General features: G+C 46.0%; 20 protein-coding genes and 2 tRNA genes. 18 read left to right on the forward strand and 4 right to left on the reverse strand.

The genetic code is table 11. The features are described 5' to 3' along the window. Positions 1-120: 120 nt before the first annotated feature. The 8 genes from rph (at position 121) to OM416_RS25475 (ending at position 9100) form a co-directional block, all read left to right on the forward strand. Positions 121-876, forward strand: coding sequence for a ribonuclease PH (gene rph / locus OM416_RS25440; protein WP_017692572.1), 756 nt, complete (start codon positions 121-123; stop codon positions 874-876). Position 877: 1 nt separating this feature from the next. Then, positions 878-1501: an XTP/dITP diphosphatase gene (locus tag OM416_RS25445; protein ID WP_017692573.1), complete on the forward strand. Its 624-nt coding sequence runs from the start codon at positions 878-880 to the stop codon at positions 1499-1501. Between the two features lie 318 nt (positions 1502-1819). After that, positions 1820-2662, forward strand: a complete 843-nt coding sequence (locus OM416_RS25450; RefSeq protein WP_264934239.1) for an STM4015 family protein — start codon at positions 1820-1822, stop codon at positions 2660-2662. 3 nt (positions 2663-2665) lie between these two features. Further along, positions 2666-3940, forward strand: coding sequence for an STM4014 family protein (locus tag OM416_RS25455; RefSeq protein ID WP_264934240.1), 1275 nt, complete (start codon positions 2666-2668; stop codon positions 3938-3940). After that, positions 3933-4718 carry an STM4013/SEN3800 family hydrolase gene (locus OM416_RS25460; RefSeq protein ID WP_074096266.1) on the forward strand — a complete coding sequence of 262 codons (786 nt, stop codon included), beginning with the start codon at positions 3933-3935 and terminating at the stop codon, positions 4716-4718. Before OM416_RS25455 ends, OM416_RS25460 begins: the two co-directional genes overlap by 8 nt. A gap of 47 nt (positions 4719-4765) precedes the next feature. After that, positions 4766-6154, forward strand: a complete 1389-nt coding sequence (locus tag OM416_RS25465) for an STM4012 family radical SAM protein (RefSeq protein WP_264934241.1) — start codon at positions 4766-4768, stop codon at positions 6152-6154. Beyond that, positions 6151-7011, forward strand: coding sequence for an STM4011 family radical SAM protein (locus OM416_RS25470; RefSeq protein ID WP_264934242.1), 861 nt, complete (start codon positions 6151-6153; stop codon positions 7009-7011). The genes OM416_RS25465 and OM416_RS25470 overlap by 4 nt, the downstream gene beginning before the upstream one ends. Before the next feature lie 394 nt (positions 7012-7405). Next, on the forward strand, positions 7406-9100 hold the full coding sequence (locus OM416_RS25475; RefSeq protein ID WP_264934243.1) for a methyl-accepting chemotaxis protein: 1695 nt from the start codon (positions 7406-7408) through the stop codon (positions 9098-9100). A 95-nt stretch (positions 9101-9195) separates the two neighbouring features. Here OM416_RS25475 and asnB read toward each other — a convergent pair whose 3' ends face one another. After that, positions 9196-11040 (reverse strand): asparagine synthase (glutamine-hydrolyzing), encoded by a 1845-nt coding sequence (gene asnB, locus OM416_RS25480; RefSeq protein WP_264934275.1) that lies wholly within the window; start codon positions 11038-11040, stop codon positions 9196-9198. Positions 11041-11234: 194 nt separating this feature from the next. On the opposite strand from asnB, the gene OM416_RS25485 reads away from it, so the two are divergent. Both OM416_RS25485 and OM416_RS25490 read left to right on the forward strand, forming a co-directional pair. Then, positions 11235-11534, forward strand: a complete 300-nt coding sequence (locus OM416_RS25485) for a hypothetical protein (protein WP_145325243.1) — start codon at positions 11235-11237, stop codon at positions 11532-11534. A 31-nt stretch (positions 11535-11565) separates the two neighbouring features. Then, positions 11566-11922, forward strand: coding sequence for a hypothetical protein (locus OM416_RS25490; protein WP_145325244.1), 357 nt, complete (start codon positions 11566-11568; stop codon positions 11920-11922). A gap of 177 nt (positions 11923-12099) precedes the next feature. On the opposite strand, the gene OM416_RS25495 is transcribed toward OM416_RS25490, so the two are convergent. Continuing rightward, positions 12100-12393, reverse strand: coding sequence for a DUF4870 domain-containing protein (locus OM416_RS25495; protein ID WP_062837822.1), 294 nt, complete (start codon positions 12391-12393; stop codon positions 12100-12102). 292 nt (positions 12394-12685) lie between these two features. Between OM416_RS25495 and OM416_RS25500 the strand changes: the two genes are divergently transcribed. The 3 genes from OM416_RS25500 to OM416_RS31845 all read left to right on the forward strand — a co-directional run bounded on the left by OM416_RS25500 (position 12686) and on the right by OM416_RS31845 (position 18118). After that, positions 12686-12759, forward strand: a tRNA-Arg gene (locus OM416_RS25500). 258 nt (positions 12760-13017) lie between these two features. Then, positions 13018-13791, forward strand: coding sequence for a class I SAM-dependent methyltransferase (locus tag OM416_RS25505; protein WP_264934276.1), 774 nt, complete (start codon positions 13018-13020; stop codon positions 13789-13791). A gap of 379 nt (positions 13792-14170) precedes the next feature. Beyond that, positions 14171-18118: a S8 family serine peptidase gene (locus OM416_RS31845; protein ID WP_319951932.1), complete on the forward strand. Its 3948-nt coding sequence runs from the start codon at positions 14171-14173 to the stop codon at positions 18116-18118. A 124-nt stretch (positions 18119-18242) separates the two neighbouring features. Here the strand turns inward: OM416_RS31845 and OM416_RS25525 are convergent, their stop codons facing one another. Continuing rightward, the gene (locus OM416_RS25525) at positions 18243-19472 is read right to left on the reverse strand and encodes a CynX/NimT family MFS transporter (protein ID WP_264934244.1); all 1230 of its coding nucleotides are present in this window, start codon (positions 19470-19472) and stop codon (positions 18243-18245) included. Between the two features lie 156 nt (positions 19473-19628). After that, a tRNA-Arg gene (locus tag OM416_RS25530) sits at positions 19629-19702 on the reverse strand. Between the two features lie 234 nt (positions 19703-19936). Between OM416_RS25530 and OM416_RS25535 the strand changes: the two genes are divergently transcribed. From OM416_RS25535 to ispG, 5 genes are all read left to right on the forward strand, one after another. Then, positions 19937-20869, forward strand: a complete 933-nt coding sequence (locus tag OM416_RS25535; protein WP_413775829.1) for a hypothetical protein — start codon at positions 19937-19939, stop codon at positions 20867-20869. A gap of 138 nt (positions 20870-21007) precedes the next feature. After that, positions 21008-22348: a trigger factor gene (gene tig, locus OM416_RS25540; RefSeq protein ID WP_264934245.1), complete on the forward strand. Its 1341-nt coding sequence runs from the start codon at positions 21008-21010 to the stop codon at positions 22346-22348. A gap of 378 nt (positions 22349-22726) precedes the next feature. Continuing rightward, entirely contained in the window at positions 22727-23317 is a 591-nt protein-coding gene (gene clpP, locus OM416_RS25545) for an ATP-dependent Clp endopeptidase proteolytic subunit ClpP (protein ID WP_264934246.1), read from the forward strand. Positions 23318-23329: 12 nt separating this feature from the next. Beyond that, positions 23330-24583, forward strand: a complete 1254-nt coding sequence (gene clpX / locus OM416_RS25550) for an ATP-dependent protease ATP-binding subunit ClpX (protein ID WP_062837817.1) — start codon at positions 23330-23332, stop codon at positions 24581-24583. A gap of 121 nt (positions 24584-24704) precedes the next feature. Continuing rightward, on the forward strand, positions 24705-25802 hold the full coding sequence (gene ispG / locus OM416_RS25555) for a flavodoxin-dependent (E)-4-hydroxy-3-methylbut-2-enyl-diphosphate synthase (RefSeq protein ID WP_017692591.1): 1098 nt from the start codon (positions 24705-24707) through the stop codon (positions 25800-25802). The last annotated feature ends 69 nt before the right edge of the window (positions 25803-25871 follow it).

The raw sequence follows: 25871 nt of genomic DNA on the forward strand, positions 1-25871 counted from the left end.
TTCGATGCTGATGATGCCTTAAGGCATTTTTCGTAATCAAAAGCGAGCTTTTTGAACAATCTCTAAAAGTGTGAATAAGTTCAACATTACAGGATGCTTAAGTCGTAGGAGGCAGAAAAAATGAGATCAAACGGACGAACCAGCGAACAGCTGCGCCCGCTGAATTTAACAGTGAACACGAATAAATACGCCGAGGGCTCTGTACTGATTGAAGTTGGAGATACAAAAGTAATCTGTACAGCGACAGTAGAGGAACGTGTTCCTCCCTTTATGAAAGGGCAAGGTAAAGGCTGGGTAACGGCTGAATATTCCATGCTGCCACGTGCAACACATACCCGGAACCAACGTGAAGCCAATCGTGGCAAATTAACTGGACGCACGATGGAAATCCAGCGTCTGATTGGTCGGGCATTGCGCTCGGTAGTGAATTTGCAGGCTCTTGGTGAGCGTACCATTACGCTGGACTGTGATGTCATTCAAGCCGACGGAGGCACACGCACAACGTCCATTACCGGTGCATTTGTAGCGCTTGCGCTTGCCGTGAACAAGATTTCCCAACAGCACAAACTGCAAGTATTCCCGATCACGGATTTCATTGCAGCGGTAAGCGTGGGTGTTGTGGGTGAACAACCTGTGCTGGATCTGAACTATGATGAAGATTCCAAAGCCAAGGTAGACATGAACCTGGTGATGACAGGTGGAGGTAAATACGTTGAGTTACAGGGAACAGGCGAGGAAGCACCATTTGATCGCCGTGAGCTGAACGCCATGTTGGAACTGGGCGAGCAGGGAATTCTGGAGATGATCGAGCGTCAAAAAGAAGTACTTGGACCGATTGCGCTCAAGATCGGCGCACGTGGATTAGGGGAAGCGTAAGATGAGTTTGGACAGCCCAATTCTCATTGTCGCAACCCGCAATGCGGGTAAAGTCCGTGAATTCGCTCATGCTTTCGCACCGCTTGGCAAAGAGGTTAAGAGCATGTTTGACTATCCGGAGCTGCCGGATGTGGTGGAAGACGGCGTAACGTTCGCGGAGAATGCCTGGAAGAAAGCTAAAGCGGTTGGTGATGCGCTTGGTTTGCCCGTTCTGGCAGACGATTCGGGACTTTGCGTAGATCTGTTGGACGGTGAGCCAGGCGTATATTCAGCGAGATATGCAGGCGAAGGAGCAACGGATGCACAGAATAATGCGAAGTTGCTGGAGACGCTGGAATCGTTGAAATCCGGTGAGGACACCGAGCAACCGCTATTGAGTCCAGCTCGTTTCGTCTGTGCGCTGGTACTGTACGATCCGACAACTGGTGATAAGTATGAATCGGAAGGCACTGCGGAAGGCTGGATCACGGCTCAAGCTGCAGGTGCTGGCGGTTTTGGATATGATCCACTCTTCTATGTACCTGAATATGAGATGACGATGGCGGAGCTGACGCTCGAGCAAAAGCAGGCGATTAGCCACCGTGGTCATGCGCTGAGAGCACTCGTATCCAGACTTGAAGGATAAGACGGAACATCAAAGCGTTAATGGAAGCACAGAAGCATTCCGATGGAATGGTTCACTCGCCATTAACGCTTTTTTTCTATGCAATGAAGTGTTTGAGTGAGGTTTGGGGAGGTCCATCCATATACCTAAATGAGGATGGCTATTTCTGCGACAATAATACAGAACGTGTGTTCTTGTACCTACGTCGGAAATGGTTCACATTGCACGATTGAGAATCTCATTGGGACTGGAGTTGGAAGAAGTTGCAAGCCTTGTGTGGTATAGGTTAACATTCAAATTAACGAATCATATATGAACCTTAAACGGAGGGATTTGCTCATGCAAGAAGTGAAGCTTGTTGTATCCTACGATGATTATGAGGACGGCATTCGTATGGAAAAATTAATTAAGGAACTGGCAGCTAAACCGGAGGCCAGCTCATTGGAAAGTCTGGTCATCGGAGATTGGGGACAGGCTTATGAAAATTCGCCTGACGAGTTCATGAGCACGTTCGTCGAGTCAGCTCAAAGCTTTCCGTCATTGAAGAAACTGTTCATCGGGGATATGGGATACGAAGAGTGCGAAGTGTCGTGGATTATTCAGACGAATCTTACCCCGCTGTTGGGTGCTTTTCCAGAATTAAAATCATTCTCTGTCATGGGCAGTAGCGGTCTTAGTCTGGAACCACTCCAGCATGCCAAGCTTGAAGAATTGATTATTATTTGTGGAGGTCTCCCGAAAGACGTGTTATCTTCGATCACCCACGCCGAGTTGCCTGAATTGCGTAAATTGGAACTGTATCTGGGTGTGGATAATTATGGTTTCGATGGTTCACTTGAAGATGTGCTTCCCCTTTTGGAACAAGGATTATTTCCAAAGCTGGTTTACTTGGGTCTAAAAGACAGTGAAATTCAGGATGAGATTGCCAAAGCAGCAGCTGATGCACCTATTCTGGATCAACTTGAAATATTGGATCTATCGCAAGGGACGTTGTCCGATGAAGGAGCAGAAGCACTACTAGCCAGTGAACGGATTAAGAAGCTGAAGCATCTTGATCTAAGTTACCATTACATGACCAATGAAATGATTAGCCGCTGGAACCACTCGGGTATATCCGTAGATGTTAGCGACCAGCAACAGAGTGATGAGGATGACTGGCGTTACCCGTCGTTAACGGAGTAGACAATGTCAGGCGTAAAGGAAATAAAAGAAATAAAAGAAAGCCTGCATCAACCGATAGATGTACCTGATCCAACACGAGATCAACCCTTATTATTGATTGGAAACCCCGATAACCGACGAACTCAAGGGATGCAAGAGGCCCGGCATAGATTGGGTTTGAAACCTGCGGTTGTACTGCCATATGCTCAATTGCTTCAGAACTGGAGACACGGCGGAACGATTGCTGATACTGTAGATTCCAATCTGCCTGTACCCCTGATTCGCATTGATGCGCCTGGTGAGGATTGGGAAGTGGAACGTGAGTTACTGTTCCTTGGAGCTATGAACGATACGACAACATTAACGGATGGAATGGGAGCAGAAGCATTCTCCACAGAACAGGCACTTTCGCTGGAACAAGAGTGGGGAAGAATTTACGCACCTGCTCAGTGGTTTCGTGGCTGGAAAGCATGTTTGGATCGAATCGGCCATGAAGCTCGGGAAATGTGGCCTGAAGTCCGATTTATGAATGATCCCAGTGATATCCAATTGATGTTTGATAAAAGACAGTGCCAACATCATTTATCTTCCCATGGGGTTCAAATCCCCCCGGTGCTAACTTCTTCACAGCCGATTCGAAGTTACACCAATCTACGTACGGCTATGCAATCTGCTGGTATGAATCGTGTATTTGTAAAGCTCGCGAGTGGCTCAGGAGCCTCAGGCGTTGTCGCATATCAAGTCAATCCCCGAACAGATGATGAGATCGCTGTAACGACGATGGGGATGGAACTGATACAGGGCAAGACGATTTTCTTCAATGAAGGACGTCTACGCAAGTATACCGGCAGTGAAGAGATTGCTACGCTGATGAACTGGTTATGTGCAGAAGGTGCACAGATTGAAAGGTGGATGCCCAAAGCCACGCTTGATCAACGGGCCTATGATATTCGCCAACTGGTTGCAGGTGGACAGGCAGGTCACGCGATTATGCGGCTGAGCCGTACTCCGATTACCAATCTGCATCTGCGCAATGAGCGTATGCTGCCTGCTGAAGCAGGGATGGATGAACAGCGGATGTCGCTAGTTCGGACGGCAGCGCAGGCAGCCATGTCTGCATTTCCCAATTCGTGGTCAGCCGGGATTGATGTAATGCTTACGAGTGGTTCGAATCCGCGTGCCTATGTGCTGGATGTGAATCCGTTTGGAGATCTGTTATATAGGGTCGAGCATCATGGCCTCGGAACCTATGAGTGGGAAATGGAACTTTTACGAAAGGAGCCTATTCAACATGCCTGATATGAACACCATCGTGGGCTCCCATGATCTGTTAATGATTACGCTGGATACGTTACGATATGACGTAGCCAAGCTGGAAGAGGAAAATTGTCCTAATCTGTGTGGTTCAGGTCCGTGGGAGAAGCGTCATACCCCGGGCAGTTTTACATACGCGGCGCACCATGCTTTTTTTGGTGGTTTTATGCCGACACCTGCCAATACAGATAAGGCATCTCATGTAAGGCTATTTCATTCCCGAAATACTGGGCTCAAAACACATCCGCACACTTGGCTATTTGATACACCGGATATCGTATCCGGGTTCGCAGCTGAAGGTTACCGTACAATCTGCATTGGCGGCGTCATTTTTTTTACGAAAAAAAACCCACTTGCGAAAGTATTGCCCGGCTATTTCCAACAGAGCTACTGGCGAATGAACTTTGGGGTAACCAACCCCAAATCGACAGAACATCAGGTACAGCATGCATTAAAGCTGCTTGAGCAGACGGCGCCGGATGAAAAGATATTTATGTTTTTGAACGTGTCTGCCATTCATGGTCCAAATCGGTACTTTGTAGAAGGAGCCAAGGAGGACTCGGTGGAGACCCAACGGGCTGCACTTCGATATGTAGACGAGGCCCTTGGGCCATTGTTCGAGGCGATGCGAAAACGCGCCCGCCCAGCGTATTGCCTGGCTTTTTCCGATCATGGTACAGCTTACGGCGAAGACGGGTATCAAGGACACCGGCTTGCACATGATGTCGTATGGACGGTGCCTTACCGTGAATTTTTAGTATAGAATGTATTGCTTTTATGATGACAACAACCGGAGACAGGAGGAAACCGATGGATAAACAATCAAAACATACGACAACAGGCCATTCCACACAGTCCGGATCCAATATAACTACAGGTCTCAGTGAAGTACTGGCATTCCCCTATCGTTCTTACTTATACTCTTACCCGCACAAGACGGCATATCGGGAGCTGGACCCACCGTTGCCACTGGAGTCACTGTGGGAAAAAGAGAATACCGATACGTATTTTTTATATATGCACATTCCCTTTTGCGCTGCTCGTTGCGGATTCTGTAATCTGTTCACACTGCCGGATCGTCGGGATGATACGCATGAACGCTATGTGGATGCGTTGGAACGTCAGGCGAAGCAGTGGGCACCTATTACATCTCGAAGACCGTATTCGCGGTTCGCGATTGGTGGGGGAACACCTACATTATTGAATGAGGTCCAGTTAAACCGTCTGTTTGATATTGCTGAACATGTGATGGGGCTGGATCCCTCGCAAGCATCAATATCAGTGGAGACCTCGCCAGATACCGTTACGGAAGCCAAGCTATCCATTATGAAGGAACGAAGTGTAGATCGTGTCAGTATGGGGATTCAGAGTTTCATTGAAGCTGAAGCATCCGCCATCTATCGTCCGCAAAAACCGCAGGAGGTTGAACGAGCACTTGAGAAGCTTACTCGTTATGATTTCCCATTGTTGAATCTGGATCTGATCTATGGTCTGCCAGGGCAAACGGTTGAATCGTGGCTCTATTCACTGGAAAGAGTGTTAGCCTACGAGCCGGGCGAAATCTTTATCTATCCCTTGTATACACGGGAAAATACGATCGTGAAGCCTGATGATATTCGCCGTCAGGGGCCGGACATTCGGATGGAGCTGTATAAAGCTGCACGGGAGACCTTAAAAAGTAAAGGTTATGTCCAATATTCGATGCGCAGATTTGCCAAATCACAGTCGTCCTCCAAAGTGCTTCTGCCTTATAGCTGTCAGGAGGAGGGCATGGTTGGTCTGGGATGTGGCGCACGCTCGTATACGAGTGAAGTACATTATGCTTCCAAGTACGGCGTGAGTTACAAGGCCACACAGAGCATCATTGCCGATTATGTGGCGACCGAGCGCTACGATGTGGCGGATTATGGGATCGTATTAAGCCGTGAAGAACAAAGACGTCGCTTTATTCTGAAGGCCTTGCTACATCGGGAGGGATTAACGTTGTCTGACTACCATCAGCGCTTCGGTACCGATGTGATGTCCGACTATGTCTGGTTGACTGAACTGCTGACAGAGGGCATGGCGCAGCTGGAGAACGATGAGGGCAAGCAGATACTGCGTCTGACAGAAGAGGGACTTGGCTACTCCGATGCGATTGGAGATTGGCTTATATCTGCCGAAGTTCGTGAACAGATGGAAAGGTTTGTTTTCTCATGAGAGCGACTTTGTATTATCGGGGGAAGTTGTCTTCCTGTAATTACGACTGTCCATACTGCCCGTTTAGCAAGACTGTGGATTCCAAAGAGACGTTGGAAATGGATGAACAACAATTGCATCAATTTGTGAACTGGGTGAGGGAGCAGGAAGTTGAAGGACACCAATTTTCGATTTTCTTCAATCCCTATGGTGAAGCATTGGTTCGTCGTTGGTACCGGGAAGCGATGGTTGAGCTGTCACATATGCCACATGTGGATAAAGTTGCGATCCAAACCAACCTGTCGGTTAAGCTGGACTGGGCAAGGGAGCTGGATGCGAATAAAGCAGCCTTTTGGGCGACGTATCATCCTCGTGAGACGAAAGAAGCTTCTTTTGTAAAACAATGCCTAACTTTGCGTCAGATGGGGCTAGCATTTAGTGTTGGTACTGTCGGACTCCGCAGTGCATTCCCCGCAATTGAGTCGATGAGACAGGCTTTGCCGGATGATGTGTATATGTGGGTTAATGCCTTCAAAGATCGGCCCAACTATTACACGCCAGAGGAGATTCAGTTTTTACGTGGGCTTGATCCGCTTTTTGAAGGTAATCTGCAGGACTATGAGAGCTTGGGCAAACGTTGTGCTGCCGGTTCCGAAGTATTTTATGTACAAGGGTCAGGGCACGTAAAAAGGTGTTATAAGGATCGTCGAATTATTGGGCATCTGTATCGCGATGGTCTGCAGGCTTTGGCTGCGGATCGGCCTTGTCGGATGAAAAAATGTGGCTGTTACATCGGTTATATTCATATGGAGGATTCCCCGTTCAGGGAAACGTTTGGCAGTGGGCTGCTTGAACGAAATCCGGTATCCATTGGTTGATCGAATGAGATTGATCGCTTTTTAATAAAATACTGTTTAGATATAAAGTACATCTTTCAAAGTGGGATGTGAATCAAACCATAGTGGTTTGACCATGCCATATTGTAAGGTGTATTTTTTAATTTTACTGAATAAAAGATAATTGTTTTCCTTTGATTAGTCTTGATTCTCCTTGAAAATTTTCAATGAAATTTCATGAGTATATAATGGTTCAAATTTCATAGTTATTGGGTTAGTAATCTTAGGGATAAAGACCCGTTTTGAATGATATAGGCGAATATAATCTTTGTATATATTTACAATTAGGTCTAAAGTCTTAATAATTCCTAAGGGAGACCAGATGTGTGAAGTTTGGAACACCATGTACTTTATTTGAAATTTCGGGGGAATGAACATGAGAAGAATATCAATTAGTCGAAAATTAATCCTGGGATTCTCAACTGTATTATTACTATTGATAGCGGTAGTGGTTATTGCCTACACCCAATTTGTATCTGTCGAGAAAACGTATACAGAATTAATTAATGATAGAACAAGTAAACTACTGCTCATTAAAAATATGTCGATCGATCTTAAATCACAGCAGATTGCTTTGAGAAATTATGTGATGGAAGACAGTGCAGAACATGAAGAGGAGTTTAATAAGGCTTATGAAGATTACATAGCGTTAAGCGATGGGTTAAAACCAACGGTTACAAGTCAAAAGATGAAAGATTATCTTACGCAATCCGATGAGTCAATGAACAAGTATTATGAATTTGCACAGAATATTATGACATTGACAAGACAGGGGAATAACAGTGAAATCTCAAGGTTGCTGCAGGAAACAGCGCCAGGGATAATTGCTGAATTTGAAGGAATTGTAGAAGGAATGGAACGGCATCAACAAGACGCCATGAACTCCGGTGTTGTGGATGCCAACCTTCAGATTGCCCAAGTTCTTCGGTGGGTTACTATTATCGGAATTGCTTCTATCCTAATCGGGACACTTGTGGCGTTGATCATTGGAAGACTGATCTCCTTGCCAGTTGCTGCTGTTGCACAAGCTGCAAGCCGAATTGCTGATGGAGATCTGATGGGTGAGAAGATTGTTGTTCGTAATCGGGATGAGATCGGAGATCTGGCCGAATCCTTCAACAAGATGATGGAGAATTTGCGTCAATTAATCCATCAGGTGGGGAACAATGCGGATCGGGTTGCGGCTTCTTCCGAGGAGTTAACGGCAAGTACAGAGCAGACCGCCTCGGCGACTGAACAGGTCGCTGTTACCATGGAAGAGATCGCTACGGGTATGGATACGCAAGTGAAAATGGTTGGAGATGGATTCCATACGATTAATGAACTATCCACAGGTTTTCAGCAGATGACTGAGAATACACAGAATATGTCGGAGGAAGCGACTAATGCATCAACCAAAACTTTGTCTGGTAACGATGCGGTGCAATCTGCTGTTGGTCAGATGAACTCGATTCATCAGACTGTACGTGTACTAGCTAAAGTCATTGAAGAACTGGGCAATCATTCAGATGAGATTGGATCTATGGTTGAAAGTATCTCCGAAATATCGGCACAAACGAATCTGCTGTCTCTTAATGCGGCTATTGAAGCTGCAAGAGCAGGTGAGCATGGTCGTGGATTCGAGGTAGTTGCTACAGAGGTGCGCAAGCTGTCGGATCAATCAGCAAAATCAGCTGAACAGATCAGTGTACTTGTAACTGCTATACGCAAAGGGATGAATAATGCATCACAATCCATGGGAGAAGTGACTGCCGAGGTTCAGGAAGGCATAGAACTTGTCCGTAAAGCAGGAGGTACTTTTGAGGAGATTCGTGAAGCTGTCAGCAATGTCGCTGGTCAGACTCAGGAGGTATCTGCATCGATTGAACAAATGGCAGCGGGTGTAGAGCAGATCAATGTGTCCATGAAGACAATCATGGAAGTAACAGAGAATGCGGCTGCCGGGACAGAGGAAGTTAGTGCGACGTCAGAGGAACAACTGTCTGCGATGCAGGAAATCGCTTCGGCGGCCAATGACCTTTCCTCCATGGCGGAAGAGTTGCAGGTGTCAGTTAGCCGATTTAAGGTGTAATGGTTGTGAATATAACAAGAGGGTGTCAGGAGAACAGCGCTTATGCTGTTCTCCTGACACCCTTTTTTTGATGAATGAGAGATCAGAAGGTCATTCTAACGAATAGCGACTTTATATGTCTTCAACCAGGAGTTGATCTGAGTCAGATATGCAAATAGCTGGGGACCTGACATCAACTGTCCAAACCAGGGAAGATTGGAAGCAGCATCCGGTGAAGATGCAAGATTGCGGATCTGAGCTTTGTCGATCAAAGGCAAGATAGGCGATGTGGGATCATCCAGGATATCAAGTACCTGTTGTTTGACCGCGGCCAGATACTGTGGATTATGTGTTTTCGGGTACGGGCTCTTTTTGCGATATAACACATCGTCAGGCAGGACACCTTCGAGTGCTTTTCGCAGAATACCTTTTTCCCGCCCGCCCGTTATTTTCATTTCCCAAGGGACGTTAAATACATATTGAATCAGACGATGGTCACAGTAAGGTACCCGTACTTCCAATCCTGCCCCCATACTCATCCGGTCTTTGCGATCCAGAAGTGTAGGCATGAAACGTGTAATGTTGAGGTAGGACATCACCCGCATTTGTGCGGCTTTGCCCGTTTCCCCATCCAGAAGAGGCACTTCAGCCACTGCATCCGAATAACGGTCTGCCAAATAGTCGAGTGGTCGAATCCATTCCCGAATGTCCGGGGATAAAAGTGCGGCTCGCATATCAGGCGCTACAGACCATGGAAACGTACCGGAGTTCAGCATATCTTCGCGATGGAACCAAGGGTAACCGCCGAACACTTCATCCGCCGCTTCACCTGAAATGGCAACTGTGGCCCCTTTTTTGATTTCTTTACAGAACAAATAGAGCGAGGAGTCCACATCCGCCATGCCTGGTAGATCCCGCACAAGCATGGCCTGTGTCAATGCATGAACAAGTTCACCGTTCTCGATTTCTATCCAGTGATGGTCGGTCTTGAGTTCATCGACCATTCGCTTAATCCACGGCCCATCTGCACCGGGCTGAAAGGAATGCGCCTGAAAATGCTTGGCATTATCCACATAATCGACAGAATACGTACTGACTTGGCCTTGCCCCGTCCGGTTGTAATAATCCACGGCTAACGCAGACAAGGCACTGGAGTCCAGTCCTCCTGATAAAAGAGAACATACAGGAACATCCGATGCCAACTGGCGCTCCAGTGTATCTTGCAAGAGTGTGCGTACCTCGGCTGCCGTCTCTTCCAGGTTATGTTCGTGTTGCTGGCTTTCCAGTTTCCAATAGGCATAGGTTCGAATCCCGTTTCGGTTGTAGATGAGCGCGTGCGCAGGTTTGAGTTCGTTCAGTGAAGAGTATACGCCGTGTCCTGGTGTCCGTGCAGGCCCTACAATAAAGACTTCAGCTAATCCTTCCGGGCCAACAGCGGCTTCCACATCCGGGTGAATGAGCAGAGCTTTGGGCTCTGAGCCGAATACCAGTGTGTCTTTGGCATTGCTGTAGAACAGAGGTTTCACACCAAGGCGATCCCGTGCGATAAAAACCTGTTCGCGTCCCCCATCCCATATGGCAAAAGCGAAAATCCCGTTAAACCGGTCAACGCATGCCGGTCCCCACTCAATATAAGAGGCGAGCAACACTTCCGTATCACATTGCGTACGGAACTGATGCCCCCGCTGGAGCAATTCCTTTTTCAACTCGGGTGCATTGTATAGTTCTCCGTTATACACGACGGTATAGGAGGTATCTCCCTGTAACGCATGCATGGGCTGTGCCCCGTTCTCGGGGTCCATTACACTAAGACGCCGATGTCCAAAGGCACAAGGATTGGAGATCCATGTACCTGAAGCGTCGGGCCCCCGGTTCGACAAGCTGTCCGTCATACGGACCAGCAGCTCTGATTCCTGGGTCAGATCCCGATTCCACTGTATGAAGCCGGTAATACCGCACATGGTTTGTTCATCCTTTCTTGGTCGAGTCATTCATCCGTATGGCTGCTTGAATTACTGACAGCCAGCAAATGTTGTCTTTTTCGTCAGAAGTCGTATCAAATATATGCCGAAAGCAGGCATAAAATGTCTGTCCTCTTCGGAAACTAGTTCTAGGGACAACGGCCTCAACATGCCTGTGAAGGAGAGAACATGCAATGGACAGTATGAAGTATTATGTGTCTGTCATGGGCCGCTCCGTTATTCCGGATCCATCTGTAACATCGTATGAATGGATCATTCAGGCAACGCCACAGGAAGCGGAGCAATTGCTGGGACTGCTCAATCTCATGCAGGAAAAGGAGGAAGAGGCCTTTCCTGGTATGGTATTCCCATGGCCAGATACACCGGAGGAGTCCGTAAACCGGGCGTATGAAACGGTATTACAACAGGTGTATCGGGAGATTTACCGATTGGGGACACCAGAGACACGATATCAGATTGAACAAAGTACATGATAAGCACAAAGGAAAAGGAGCGCGATGATGAATGTATGCCATTCAAGATGCTAAAATACGCAGATTAACCGAGGTAGATGGATTGTCTTGTGCAGAGGTGGAAGTGCAGCCTGGGAATGCCGGAGATCCGTCATTACTTGTATACGTGGCCTCAACTCAGCCAGGAAATTCGCTCGAAGTTGTTCGAATTGTACGTAATCACTCCGATTCGGCGATCGACTGGTACAACAATAATATGCATACCGCATTTGAAGAGGCGACAGAAACTGCATTTGAGAACAGCGAAGGTATTACTGCCGAAGAAGATAAGGCTCGGTTTCAAAGTGAACTGTTTGCCTTTGGTTTGCTCGGTCCCACACTTCAACGGTACTTGATTGGGCAGGCTTAAGAGGCAATGCTACAGCAACACATATGTTGCTAGCGGGAATAGGATTCAATGTTGAGCATTACGTAGAGAGTGACTTGTTGCTGCTATAACTGTAAATGCATCTGTAACTGGAAAAACCCCGCCGTTGTTGAACGGCGGGGTTTGTTACGCGAGAATCCAGAATAGGTGGTGTTGCGATCAAGCATACTCACGCAGTACTTGAATGCCTTTGACCACGTTGTATACAAAGCTTAATCCGTAGATCACAAAGAATAGAATGACAAACCCGACGGCAGAACCCAGGCTATGCGCAGTCACGAAGAAATAAAATAGCGGAATAGCAGCGAGAAACGGGAATACATGTGAGAATAAGGCGCGTTTTGCGTGTCCCTCAATGTAAGCATCCTTGGCAACAATCCATATAATGATCGGAAACAGGAACGGGGCAAAGAAAATACTGAAATAGGATAGGGCTGATAAAAGTTGTCTCATGACGATTCTCTCCTTCAATGGAACATTGAAATGTATGTATGCAAAAGATTACCCAGCAATTCTGACATTGAAAATGTCTTATGTTAATCCTGCTCTAATTGTTCCAATCTCCTCAATATAGCCTGGTTCAAGCTATCATATTCCGAATGGTACTGGAGTATGAGAATAACACCGAAAAGTACATTTTTGAACCCTCATTTAAGTATAATTATTAATTTTTTTATAAAACTATTGAAAAATATAGAAAACAGAGTATAATAAGAACCGCGCCGAAAATTTATTATACATATTTGTCTCAGTAGCTCAGCTGGATAGAGCAACGCCCTTCTAAGGCGTCGGTCGGGGGTTCGAATCCCTCCTGGGACGTAAAAAAATAAGAAGCTTCCTTCGGGAAGCTTCTTATTTTTCGTTCTAGGGATGAGAACCCCAATGGTTCGTCTGAGCATCCGCTTCGTTAGCACCACTTCACAGTCTCGACTGGAAGGAGATTATCCCTCCTCTTTGCGTTTAAAGTAAAGTTGTTTATTGGTTTTGCCTATTGAATAAATAGATTCTATATATTTAAACAATAAACAATTCTATGTCACAATGAGGATATCAACGATGAAAGCGACGGTGGTATCCATGAAATCATTAAATCAATGGCAGGCAGATGAGTATGACAACAAACTGGCTTTTGTATCCGGATACGGCAAAAACCTGATCTCATGGCTTCAACCTCGGAAAGGGGAATTCATCCTTGATCTGGGTTGCGGGACGGGGGATTTGACGTATGAAATTTCTCTGGCCGAAGCCGAGGTTATTGGCATGGATGCATCCCCGGACATGATTCGCCGTGCGAGGAAGAAATTCCCCGATATTGAATTCGTGGAAGGAGACGGTCATCAGTTTGAGACGAATAGACCGTATGATGCCGTATTTTCCAATGCGGCGCTGCACTGGATGCGAAGTCCGCGACTAGTGGTGGATAGTATCTGGAAGTCTCTGAAGCCCGGAGGGCGTTTTGTCGCAGAATTCGGCGGTAAAGGGAACGTGCAGATCATTGTGGATGCACTAGAGGAGGTCGTGGAACGTAACACAGGCATTCGTGCATCGGAACGCAATCCTTGGTATTTTCCTTCGATCGGAGAATATAGCTATATTCTGGAACAAAGTGGATTTGTGGTGCGACAGGCCTATCACTACGACCGTCCTACCAGACTGGCAGATGGTGAGCAGGGTATAGTAGGCTGGTTGGCTCATTTTGGAGGCGACTATTTTGCAGGTTTCAGCCAGGATGAGATACAAAAAATCTGCCATGAAACCAGTCAGATCGTGTTGCCTTACCTTTGGAAAGAAGATGCGATGTATGCCGATTACAAGCGCCTGCGTATTGAGGCCGTGAAGCCAGAAAGTTGAATGTGATATCTATTTATCATTGTTAAAAGAAATATTATGGTCTTTTTTATAACAACTATTCTTCACATGTAGACCGAGAATCTCTTTCTAATAAAGAGGATCTTGGTCTTTTTTTGATGCACTATTTTAAAAATTGAAATATTCAAACGACAAATAATTACAAATGGATATTTTTATCATACCCAAGACCCATATAAGTAATTTCTATATCATATTTGTAAGTATTTAGAAGGAAAATGTGGTATTTTGATAGAATAATTTACCAAGGGTCAATCTTCTTGCAGATAGGTGGTGAAATTGAGCAGGTATTGCAGTACATGCGAATAGCAGGAACCCATCATTTGGTGAGGTACTCACATTTAAAAGGAGGGGCATAGCCTTGAGCAAACGATTGATATCCACGTTATTAAGTGTTCTGATGGTCTTTTCCATTATTCTTCCAGCGGCTGGAGCCGCTCCCGCAGATTCAATTATTCAGCTTGAGAACCTACCGAGTACAGCCGAAGCCAAACAATGGAGAGAGATTCTTGCAGGGCGGGAAGCAAAACTTGCCGCAGATCCATTTTTGGATAAAAGCTTGGAAGGCCTGGGTGGAGAAAACACCCGAGTTATCGTTGAGCTTTCGAATAAACCTGTTGCAGTAGCGCAAGGTGAATCAACCCTCTCAGGAAAATCATTTACCTCCTCTATGGAAACAAAGGCTGTGACTCAAGTTGAGCAACAACAAGAGTCATTTGTACATAGCCTCACTCAGAAGAAAATCAAACATGAAGTATTGGAAGAGTATGCATATGCCCTGAATGGTGTAGCGATTGAGCTTAAAGGAAACCAAGTAGGACAATTGCTTCAGATACCAGGCGTGGTCAGCGTATATCCTGACCTTGAAGTTACAATAGCTCCCGAGACAGATGAAGTGAACCCGTATATGAAAGACACAGCGCCTTTTATTGGTGCACCTGAAGTATGGGATCTGGGTTACAAAGGAAATGGCGTCAAAGTAGGTGTCATTGATACAGGGATCGACTACGAACATCCCAATTTGCAAGAAGCCTACAAAGGCGGATGGGACTTTGTTGGAAACGACAATGATCCGTATGAAGCAACATATCAAGAATGGAAAGTGTCAGGTGAACCTGAGTTTAACGCCAATGGAAGTGCCTATTACACATCCCATGGTACGCACGTAGCCGGTACCATTGCTGCTCGTGAGGCAGGGGACTACGGCATTGTTGGTGTTGCACCTGAAGCAGATATCTATGCTTACCGTGTACTTGGACCGTATGGTAGTGGTCAAACGTCATGGGTACTCGGCGGAATCGATCGTTCTGTTGAAGATGGCATGGACGTGATCAATCTCTCGTTGGGTAACGCCGCCAACGATCCAAGTTATGTCACTTCGGTTGCCCTTAACAATGCGATGTTGTCCGGTGTGACAGCGGTTGTAGCAAGTGGTAACAGTGGACCTAACCGTTATACACTCGGTTCTCCGGGTGCATCTGCCATGGCCATTACGGTAGGTAACTCTACAGGTCCTAGTCAGCTTATTACAGCTGATACTCACTTCTGGATTGGTGAAGAGGGCGAAGAAGTGTTGCCTGAACAACAACCTGTGCCAGAGGTTGAAGAATCTCCTGAACTGGGGACAGCACCTGGAACAGAAGCACCTGAAGTTTCAGAGCAAGACGTACCCGCAACTGCTACTGAAGAAAGTGCTGCAGCTGTGGAAGACGTAGTTTCTGAAGAAGCTGTAGAAGAAGCTACAACAGAAGAAAATACTCCATCTGCATCACCTTCTGCACCGGTCGAAGTATCTCCTGAAGCTGCTCCTGTGGGAGAAGAGTCTGTAATTGCTCCGACCGAAGCTCCACTGTCTATTACAGAGTCGGTTTACCGTCTGGATCTGATGGGTTGGAGCCTGTCAGCAGACCCTGAAACTGTTTTGATAGGGAAATTCGGACTTGAATTTGCAGCACTGGGTAAACCAGCTGATTTTGAAGGCAAGGATTTTACAGGTAAAGTCGCATTGATTCAGCGGGGTGAACTGGCATTTGTAGAGAAAGTCGCCAATGCCAAAGCAGCTGGAGCCGAGGCTGTTATCGTATATAACAACATTCCGGGTCCAATCGGTGTAAGTCTGGGCGATAATTTTGAACTCATTCCAACACTGAGCATGTCCAAGGAAGATGGAGATGTGATCAAGGCTGAACTGGACGCAGGACAAGCCGTTGAAGTGAGCTTTAGTGATTTTGAACGTTCACAAACTCCGGGCGACGAAATGAATTCATCCAGTTCACGTGGACCTGCGAAGGTAACACTGGACATTAAACCGGATATTGTTGCCCCAGGTACTAGCATTCTGTCTACGATTCCTGCCTACGGCAAGGATGAGCCGGACGCAGATTACGCACAAGCTTATGATCGTAAAACAGGTACAAGTATGGCTACACCTCATGTAGCAGGTTTGATTGCGCTGTTGATTGAGAAGCATCCGGACTGGACGCCATTTGATATCAAAGTAGCGCTCATGAACAATAGTAAGGTGCTGGATACGACCAAGTTTGATGTATTTGATCAAGGTGCTGGCCGTATTCAGGCTGTGAACACCATTGATCCTGCTGCTTTTGTGAAAGTGCTTGATGTTACTCAATACACAGAGAGTGGCGTAGTTGTTGAAAAGGATAATATCACCGGAAGCATCAACTACGGTAATTTCCTGAGCACAGATGAAAAGACCATTACCAAAACAATCAAAGTTGAAGCATTGAATGGTAGCGGTGGGGATTACACTGTAAATGTGAATCCAACTCGTAATGTGGCAGGTGTATCTGTTGCGGTAGACAAGAGTTCCTTCACACTGAATGGTGAGGAAGAACTTGCTGTGACAATCACCGTTCCACGAGGGGTTACTGCGGTTACAGAAGCACAAGGATACATTGAGTTGTCGAACGGAACCAGTACCTTTACTGTGCCATATGTTGCTCATTTCAACGTTACGTTGAGTGGAGTGAAGTATATTGAGACGGTAAAAGGCACTGAAAAAAATCCATTCCATTATCCATTGAAGGCTGATGGTACATTAGATACGCTTAACGTAGCGATGGAATTCTATAATCCGATGACTTTCGCCCTGATTGAGATTTATGATGGTCTTAACCCAGAAGGTGGATATTATCAAGATGGATATATCGGCTCCATTTTCGGTAACTATTTTAACTTCAGTGCAAATGCAAGATATAACCTTGCCTGGAACGGCACATATGCAGACTACACAACGGATGAAGTGACAGAGATTCCAGATGGTCTATACACGGTTGATATCACTACCATTGGTACGGACGGCAAAACCTATAAGGAAGATACTTCTACATTTTTGGTCAAAAAGACAGCTCCGGCTGTAACTGCACCAGAAGCGTTGGAGTTCAAAGTAGATGAATCTGCTATCCTTGATGGTAGCGTGGAAGATTTGTACTTCCGAGTTGCACCTGCGCTTGCCAGCGGTTGGGACATTGCGTTTGATCCGGCAGCTTCCTTGGAAGCAACGTATGTTGTGAAAAAAGAAGATGGCTCGATTCAAAAAGAAGGAGTCTTTGAAGTACAGCCTGATGGCACCTTCAGCCTTCCTTTGGAAGGGATCGAAGCGGGCGAATATGTCGTTGAACTTACAGTAAAAGACCAACAGGGGCTTTCGGGTACAGCCAATACGGCACTGAAATTGGAAGCCGTGGAGACCGAACCCGAAACTCCGGCTACCAAGGCCCCAGGTACGCCTGCATTGTCTCACAATAACTGGGTAGGCAACGGCCTGCCAGAAGGTTCGTATATCGTTACCATGAACCTGTGGTGGGGCGAGAACGCAACTAGCTACAAATTATATGAGGACGGGGTTCTGGTTGATACGCAGAAGCTGACTTATAACGCGCCTTCGGCGCAATCTGCTCAGACGAAGATCACGGGCAAAGCCAACGGCACATATACGTATGTGGCCGAGCTAACGAATGACAAGGGAACAACGCGGAGTCAGACGTTGACTGTTCAAGTTACCAATGCAACGCCAGGCAAAGCAGTTCTCTCTCAGGATAACTGGGATGGCGACGGCAACTATAAGGTAACCATGAACCTGTGGTGGGGGACGAATGCCTCCGAGTATCGTCTCTATGAGAATGATCAACTGATCGATACCCAAGAACTTCGTCCGGTTACACCTCTTGCGCAAAGTGCTGTGAGTACACTGTCCGGGAAAGCTTCGGGTACGTATACGTATCGAGCTGAGTTAATTAACACAGCTGGAGTTACTAGCACAGACACGATTACGGTAAAAGTGAAGTAAGATCTTCCTCATTGAATCTGATCAATTAATGAAGGAATTATTCAACGCACAAACGGCCTCCATCCTGATTTTGCAGGATGGAGGCCGTTTTATTTTGTTCTTTTCTATTAAATGAATTGTATGACTACCCGATCATTCGATTCTTGCTGGCCTGGATACCTGCGATGAGTAAGGCGATGGCCAGAAGAACCTGTATCAGCAATGGAAGGGTCCACCCTTTTGTCCAGTCATGAAGCATGCCGAACAGTAGAGGTCCCACTGCCGCCAGCATATAACCGATTGACTGGGCCATACCGGATAGGCTGGCAGCTTGTCTGGCATCTTTTGTGCGAAGGACGAAGAACATCGTCACCAGTCCAAAGGAAGCGCCAGCACCTATTCCAGCCAACGTGACGCCGATGGTAACGAGTGAAGGGAGTCCGCTTAACAATAAAGCATACCCGACAATTAAAGATGAGCACGTTACCGTGGTTAGAACACGCTGGTCTCGCGTTCTACCAGCAAGGATTGGAACGATAAAGGTAACGGGTACGCTAACCATCTGCATCAAGGAGAGCATCCAGCCTGCTGAGGTGGGGCTGAAGCCTTGCTCGGCGAGAATCTCGGGAAGCCAGGTAATCGTAGTATAGAAGATTAGAGATTGCAGACCCATAAATAATGTAATAAACCAAGCCAAGGATGATGTCCGTAGACGTACAGGCGTCCCTTCACTCTGGCTGGTCACATATAACATTCGCTGGCGTCCCGCAGCGACTTGGGGGAGCCACAAGAGAAGTGCAAGTATGGATAATATGGCCCACATGCCCAGAGAAGCGCGCCAACCGATGGAGGTTGCTCCTGCTACTGGCACACTCATGCCTGAGGCGATGGCGCCAAATATATTCATGGATACGGAGTATAGCCCCGTCACGATACCTACCCGCAATGGAAAATCGCGTTTGATCAAACTGGGTAAAAGCACGTTGCTTAACGCAATGCCGCATCCCAAGATGGCAGTTCCTGCATATAAGGCCAAGACAGAGGGGGATAAACGTAACGCCACCCCGAGAGTTACGATGATGATAGCGATCAGCAAGGCTGATTCGAGTCCTAAACGTTTCGCAAGACGTGGTGCAAACGGAGAGACTGCTGCAAAGGCGAGCAGAGGAAGCGAGGTCAGAAGCCCTGCCATTGTATGACCGATACCTGTGTCGGACCGGATCATCTCCACGACGGGACCAATTGCCGTGATCGGTGACCTCATGGTAGCGGCGATGACGATAATGCCTGCTAATAACAGGCCGAATCTTTTGGATGTCGAAGAATGTTCTTCCTCGGCTTGGATGGATGAGTGCTGTTGTATTGAAGATGACATGATAAAATCTCCTGTTTCCTAATGAGTTAATATGTATGGATTGTTACATTATCCACTCCGCAAGCATAACATTCTATGTCAATATTGAGCAATGAAATGGGTCAAACTCATCCCTAGAACGCAAAAAAAGCTTCCCGAAGGAAGCTTCTTTTTATACGTCCCAGGAGGGATTCGAACCCCCGACCGACGCCTTAGAAGGGCGTTGCTCTATCCAGCTGAGCTACTGAGACATGAATTTTTTCAAGCAAAATTGATTTTATCACATGCAAAGAGGAATATCAAGCGTTTTATTTTAATATGGTTTTCATATATGATATTTGGCGGCAGTAACGTTTTTTTCATTATATTTAAGGTTATGTTAGAATATCAGGAGAACTCAGAAAATAGATCGACAATCGTTTTAATATATACATCTATTTATGTTGATTCCGACTGGAGATTCAGGATATAGAGGAGGTGCTCCTATTAAGGAATCCACGACCCCGGAAACCGAGCACAACAACAATATTGTGCTGTTTCCTAAGACGCTGGACTATTACCAGATTCAATTGACAGTGATGCTTGAAAATGAACGGTATGGTGAAGCGATGAAATTGCTTCACTTTTTGCTGCAATGTCAGGGACAGGAAGAGCGCCATTATGATGAATGGCGGGCCCTGCTCGAATGGCTTCAGGCCGCGTTCCCTCATTATGAAGAAACCTCGCCTGCCGTTGATGAGGAACGGGAAGAGGAAGAGATCAGTGAGGAAGACATGGCGAGGCAGCATGCCCGTTTGAAGCTTGAACAGGATGATGGTTATGCAGATAAGATGCTTCGCACAGTAATGGAAGAACCGTTGTCTGAACAGACGATGCTGGCTTTGGAGCAACTGGCCTATCTTGATCTGCCGAAGATTGATGAGGCACTTACGAGTTGGTTAAAAGATAAGTCGCTTCACCCTTTACTTCAGTTCCGGGTGCTGCAAACCTTGCGTCGTAGAGGTGTTCAAGGTATGATCCTGTTTACGAGAGGCGAAGAGCAGGTAGAGGTCGAGATTGATACCGTGCCTCTTAAACCAGAGGAATTCCCGCTCCAAATCGTTCAGATTCTGGAACGAGTGGCAGATCAGACGGAGGTTCATGAACCTACTCTCTTTTATTTTGCCCAGGAACTGTGGATACAATATGTCATGGCGGTGTATGGAACCCGTGATTATGTATCGATGTTGGAAGAAAATGATTCCATGACAGATATATGGGCAGCAGCTCTACATATGACCGTTGCAGACAGTCTGGGTGGCTCGCATGATGAGGAAAATACCCGCTCAATGTATGCTGTGACAGGCGCGATGCGCTTTCGACTGGAGCAGGCTTATCGTTCGATGAAACAGTTTGTATCTGCCGGTTTGGACGGTTAATCGAGGCCGGAAACGTTTTCCTTAAACTGTATCAAGGGATTCCCCTTGAAAAAGAATCTAATCTTGTTTATACTAAAATGGTTATTTTGTACGTGATTGCCTACGTGAACATGTGAATTTTGGAGGGGAAAGTATACAATGAAAGCAACTTGGGAAAAGATAGAGAAGAACCTTGGGGTTCTTGAGGTTGAAGTGGATGCAGATCGTGTAACTGCAGCACTCGACAAAGCTTTTAATAAAGTGGTTAAACAAGCAAACGTACCTGGATTCCGTAAAGGTAAAGTACCACGTTCCATCTTCGAAGCACGTTTTGGTGTAGAGAGCCTTTATCAAGAAGCAATCGACATTTTGCTTCCTGAAGCTTATACAGAAGCAATCGACCAAACGGATATCTTCCCGGTTGATCGTCCTGACGTAGATGTTGAACAATTCGCTAAAGGACAAACTTTCAAGTTCAAAGCGAAAGTAACTGTGAAACCTGAAGTTACCCTGGGTGACTACAAAGGAATCGAAGTTGCTGTAGCAAAAGGTGAAGTAACTGACGCAGAAGTGACTGAAGAGCTTGAGCGTCTTCAACAACGTCACGCTGAACTCGTTGTAATCGACGAAGGTTCTGCTGCAAACGGCGACGTTGCAGTTATCGACTTCGACGGTTCCGTTGATGGTGTACCTTTCGAAGGTGGACAAGCTGAGCGTTATTCCCTGGAACTGGGTTCCAACACATTCATCCCTGGATTTGAAGAGCAAGTTGTGGGTCTTTCCACAGGCGACTTCAAAGACGTAGAAGTGACTTTCCCAGAGAGCTACCATGCAGCAGAACTTGCTGGCAAACAAGCGGTATTCAAAGTGAAAATTCACGAAATCAAACGCAAACAGCTTCCTGCATTGGATGATGAGTTTGCTAAAGATGTTAGTGAATTCGACACACTGGAAGAGTACAAAGCTGACCTGAAAACACAATTGGAATCCCGTAAAGCTGACGAAGCCAAAGCTGCTCAAGAAAATGCAGTTGTAGAAAAAGTGGCTGAGAACGCTGAAGTGGACATTCCTGCTGCAATGGTTGAGAGCGAAGTACAAAACATGATGCGTGATTTCGACAACCGTCTGCGCAACCAAGGTATGAACCTTGAAATGTTCCTGAGCTTCTCTGGCCAGACTCAAGCTGACCTGAGAGGACAAATGCAAGAAGATGCTTCCAAACGTGTTCGCAACAACCTGGTGCTTGAAGCTGTAGGTAAAGCGGAAAACATTGAAGTATCTGACGAAGAAGTGAATCAAGAACTCGAAAAAATGGCTGAATCTTACAAGCGTCCTGCTGATGAGATCCGTGGCATCCTCGAGGGTAATGGTTCCCTGGACAGCCTTCGCGATGAAGTTAAACTGCGTAAAACGATTGACGTTCTTGTTGAGAACAGCACAGTTGTTGAGCCAGTTGAAGCTCCAGCTGAAGAAGTTGTTGCAGAAGCTGACGAAAAATAAGACAAGCTGTTATCAACTTGTCAGTTGAATAAACGATAAGGCACGTGAATCATTGCGTGCCTTATTTTTAAATTATGACATCCATTTTATAGAAAATGAAGTAATAATATGGGTGAATACTAATTTTATTGATCGGTGTACACTTTTTACATACCTATGACACTTCGTGCAAATAAAAAATGGCAATACGGCATAGGATGGCTTCAATTTGCACATACATAGAAAACATGGTTAAATATGATCAGGCAAAAAAGTAAACGAACTGATGTCTGACACACTTGTGAAAAATGACATTGTCACAGGAAAGTGTTAGAATGAATTTGGGTTTGCTTTACAGGTGGCCTATGTCTAATTACATGTAGAAAAGAGGTTGGTCTCATGAGTCTGGTGCCAATGGTTATAGAACAAACCAATCGAGGCGAGCGGTCTTACGATATATATTCGCGTTTGCTGAAGGATCGCATTATCTTTCTAACCAGTGCGATTGATGACGATGTAGCCAATCTTGTCATAGCACAGCTTTTGTTTTTGGCAGCCGACGATCCTGAAAAGGATATCAGCTTGTACATTAACTCACCTGGTGGTTCTGTCACTGCAGGGATGGGTATATACGATACGATGCAATATATCAAGCCGGATGTATCTACCATTTGCGTAGGGATGGCAGCAAGCATGGGTTCTTTATTGCTGACAGCCGGTGCACCTGGCAAGAGATATGCGCTGACGAACAGCGAAGTGATGATTCATCAGCCGCTCGGCGGCATTCAAGGACAGGCTGCGGATATTAAGATACACGCAGAATGGATTATTAAAACACGTCAGAAACTGAATCAAATATACGTCAATCGTACGGGTCAGTCTCTTGATAAAATTGAGCGGGATACAGACCGTGACTTCTTCATGAGCGCTGACGAAGCTAAGACGTACGGCATTATTGACCAGGTGCTCAGTAGACCGATCAATTCCTAAAGGGGTGGTTTCATGTTTAAATTTAACGATGAGAAAGGGCAACTGAAATGCTCTTTTTGCGGTAAATCTCAGGAACAGGTACGTAAGCTGGTCGCTGGACCAGGCGTGTACATTTGTGATGAATGTATCGAACTTTGCACCGAAATCGTTGAGGAAGAACTCGGTCATGATGAAGAAGTAGACCTCAAAGATATTCCAAAACCGAAAGAAATTCGTAATATCCTGGATCAATATGTTATTGGTCAGGAGCAAGCGAAGAAGTCATTGTCTGTTGCAGTGTATAATCACTACAAACGGATCAACACGCAAAGCAAGATTGAAGATGTTGAGTTGTCGAAGAGTAACATTTTGCTGTTAGGACCTACGGGTTCTGGTAAAACGTTGCTTGCGCAAACGATGGCAAAAATTCTGAATGTACCTTTTGCTATTGCTGATGCTACTTCATTAACAGAAGCGGGTTATGTAGGTGAGGATGTAGAGAATATTCTGCTCAAGCTGATCCAAGCTGCTGATTATGATGTGGAAAAAGCAGAGCGTGGCATTATTTATATCGATGAGATTGATAAAGTAGCGCGTAAATCCGAAAACCCATCCATTACTCGTGATGTATCGGGTGAAGGTGTTCAACAGGCTCTCTTGAAAATTCTTGAAGGAACCGTGGCTTCTGTACCACCACAAGGTGGTCGTAAACACCCTCATCAAGAATTCATTCAGATCGATACAACGAATATCCTGTTCATTTGCGGCGGTGCCTTTGATGGTCTGGAGCAAATGATCAAACGCCGGATCGGTAAAAAAGTCATTGGTTTCAATACCGTGGCTGAGCAACAAGATCTGAAACCAGGTGAATATCTGGGTATGGTATTGCCGGAAGACTTGTTGAAATTCGGTCTGATTCCGGAATTTGTAGGCCGTCTGCCAGTTATCTCCACTTTGGAGCCACTGGACGAAGATACGTTGGTACGGATTCTTTCCGAACCGAAAAACGCGCTTACCAAACAGTACCAAAAACTGCTTGAACTGGACAATGTGAATCTGGTATTTGAACCAGCTGCATTGCTCGCGATTGCAAAAGAAGCAATCAAACGTAACACAGGTGCACGTGGTTTGCGTGCCATCATTGAAGGCATCATGCTTGAAATCATGTATGAAGTGCCTTCACGTGAAGATGTTACGAACTGTGTTATTACCGAAGAAGTCGTTGAGAAAAGAGTTGTGCCTGAACTTAGCCAATCGAAGGACGATAAGCAGGAAGAAAGCGCCTAATTAAAGCCTGAATCCTGTTTGAACTCTGAAATATAGACTTGTCAGTTCTCCACTTTGGCAGAAGGCGAATTCGTGTCTCTGTCAGGGTGGAGCTTTGACGTTGTGGGGAGAGAAATCACTCATGTATTTAAGACAAGATACACGTCCCGTGAAAGTGGGAAACGTAACGATCGGTGGCAGTAACGAAGTCATTATCCAAAGTATGTGTACAACCAAAACGGCAGACGTTGAGGCAACGGTTGCAGAGATTTTGCGACTGGAAGAAGCCGGCTGTCAAGTGGTACGTGTAACGGTGAATAATGAGGAAGCTGCCGCAGCCATCAAGGAAATCAAAAAACGTATTAACATACCGCTCGTAGCAGATATTCATTTCAACTATAAGCTGGCTTTACTTGCAATTGAGAACGGCATTGATAAAGTGCGGATCAATCCAGGTAATATTGGTAAACGTGCTAAAGTCGAAGAAGTAGTTAAGGCTTGTAAAGATCGCGGTATTCCAATTCGGATCGGGGTAAATGCAGGTTCACTTGAAAACCATCTGCTTGAGAAGTACGGGTACCCGACGGCTGATGCTATGGTAGAAAGTGCATTGTATCACATTGGTATCTTGGAAGAACTGGATTTCCATGATATTATCGTGTCCCTCAAAGCATCCGATGTGCCGATGGCGATTGAAGCTTATACCAAAGCAGCTCAAATTATTCCGTATCCGTTGCATCTCGGGATTACCGAAGCAGGTACACTGTTCTCGGGAACGATCAAAAGCTCTGCAGGTATGGGAGCCTTGCTGTCCATGGGTATTGGTTCAACGATGCGGATCTCGCTTAGCGCGGACCCGGTGGAAGAAATCAAGGTTGCTCGTGATTTGCTCAAAACCTTTGGACTCATTACGAATGCAGCTACATTGATCTCCTGCCCGACGTGTGGACGTTTGGACATCGACTTGTTCTCCATTGCCAACGAAGTGGAAGAGTATATCTCTAAGCTTAAGGTGCCGATTAAAGTATCGGTGCTGGGTTGCGCAGTTAATGGTCCAGGTGAAGCCAAAGAAGCGGATATCGGCATTGCCGGTGCTCGTGGAGAAGGTCTCTTGTTCCGTCATGGTAAGATGATCCGTAAAGTGCCTGAAGAAATCATGGTTGAGGAATTGAAAAAAGAGATCGACAAAATCGTCGAAGCCTATGAAGAGACAGGTGTTATTCCTGGTCGTTCGCACTGATTGATTCATATCTTGTTTCTGTAACAGCCCGCCAGCGATGGTGGGCTTTTTATATTCTCTCATACAAAT

The sequence above is a fragment of the Paenibacillus sp. LS1 genome (assembly GCF_026013365.1).
Taxonomy (GTDB): Bacteria; Bacillota; Bacilli; order Paenibacillales; family Paenibacillaceae; genus Paenibacillus.

Excerpts from the sequence above, each read along its gene's own strand:
- rph (WP_017692572.1), top strand. The coding sequence starts at position 121 with ATGAGATCAAACGGACGAACCAGCGAACAGCTGCGCCCGCTGAATTTA.
- OM416_RS25445 (WP_017692573.1), top strand. The coding sequence starts at position 878 with ATGAGTTTGGACAGCCCAATTCTCATTGTCGCAACCCGCAATGCGGGT.
- OM416_RS25450 (WP_264934239.1), top strand. The coding sequence starts at position 1,820 with ATGCAAGAAGTGAAGCTTGTTGTATCCTACGATGATTATGAGGACGGC.
- OM416_RS25455 (WP_264934240.1), top strand. The coding sequence starts at position 2,666 with ATGTCAGGCGTAAAGGAAATAAAAGAAATAAAAGAAAGCCTGCATCAA.
- OM416_RS25460 (WP_074096266.1), top strand. The coding sequence starts at position 3,933 with ATGCCTGATATGAACACCATCGTGGGCTCCCATGATCTGTTAATGATT.
- OM416_RS25465 (WP_264934241.1), top strand. The coding sequence starts at position 4,766 with ATGGATAAACAATCAAAACATACGACAACAGGCCATTCCACACAGTCC.
- OM416_RS25470 (WP_264934242.1), top strand. The coding sequence starts at position 6,151 with ATGAGAGCGACTTTGTATTATCGGGGGAAGTTGTCTTCCTGTAATTAC.
- OM416_RS25475 (WP_264934243.1), top strand. The coding sequence starts at position 7,406 with ATGAGAAGAATATCAATTAGTCGAAAATTAATCCTGGGATTCTCAACT.
- asnB (WP_264934275.1), bottom strand. The coding sequence starts at position 11,040 with ATGTGCGGTATTACCGGCTTCATACAGTGGAATCGGGATCTGACCCAG.
- OM416_RS25485 (WP_145325243.1), top strand. The coding sequence starts at position 11,235 with ATGGACAGTATGAAGTATTATGTGTCTGTCATGGGCCGCTCCGTTATT.
- OM416_RS25490 (WP_145325244.1), top strand. The coding sequence starts at position 11,566 with ATGTATGCCATTCAAGATGCTAAAATACGCAGATTAACCGAGGTAGAT.
- OM416_RS25495 (WP_062837822.1), bottom strand. The coding sequence starts at position 12,393 with ATGAGACAACTTTTATCAGCCCTATCCTATTTCAGTATTTTCTTTGCC.
- OM416_RS25505 (WP_264934276.1), top strand. The coding sequence starts at position 13,018 with ATGAAATCATTAAATCAATGGCAGGCAGATGAGTATGACAACAAACTG.
- OM416_RS25525 (WP_264934244.1), bottom strand. The coding sequence starts at position 19,472 with ATGTCATCTTCAATACAACAGCACTCATCCATCCAAGCCGAGGAAGAA.
- tig (WP_264934245.1), top strand. The coding sequence starts at position 21,008 with ATGAAAGCAACTTGGGAAAAGATAGAGAAGAACCTTGGGGTTCTTGAG.
- clpP (WP_264934246.1), top strand. The coding sequence starts at position 22,727 with ATGAGTCTGGTGCCAATGGTTATAGAACAAACCAATCGAGGCGAGCGG.
- clpX (WP_062837817.1), top strand. The coding sequence starts at position 23,330 with ATGTTTAAATTTAACGATGAGAAAGGGCAACTGAAATGCTCTTTTTGC.
- ispG (WP_017692591.1), top strand. The coding sequence starts at position 24,705 with ATGTATTTAAGACAAGATACACGTCCCGTGAAAGTGGGAAACGTAACG.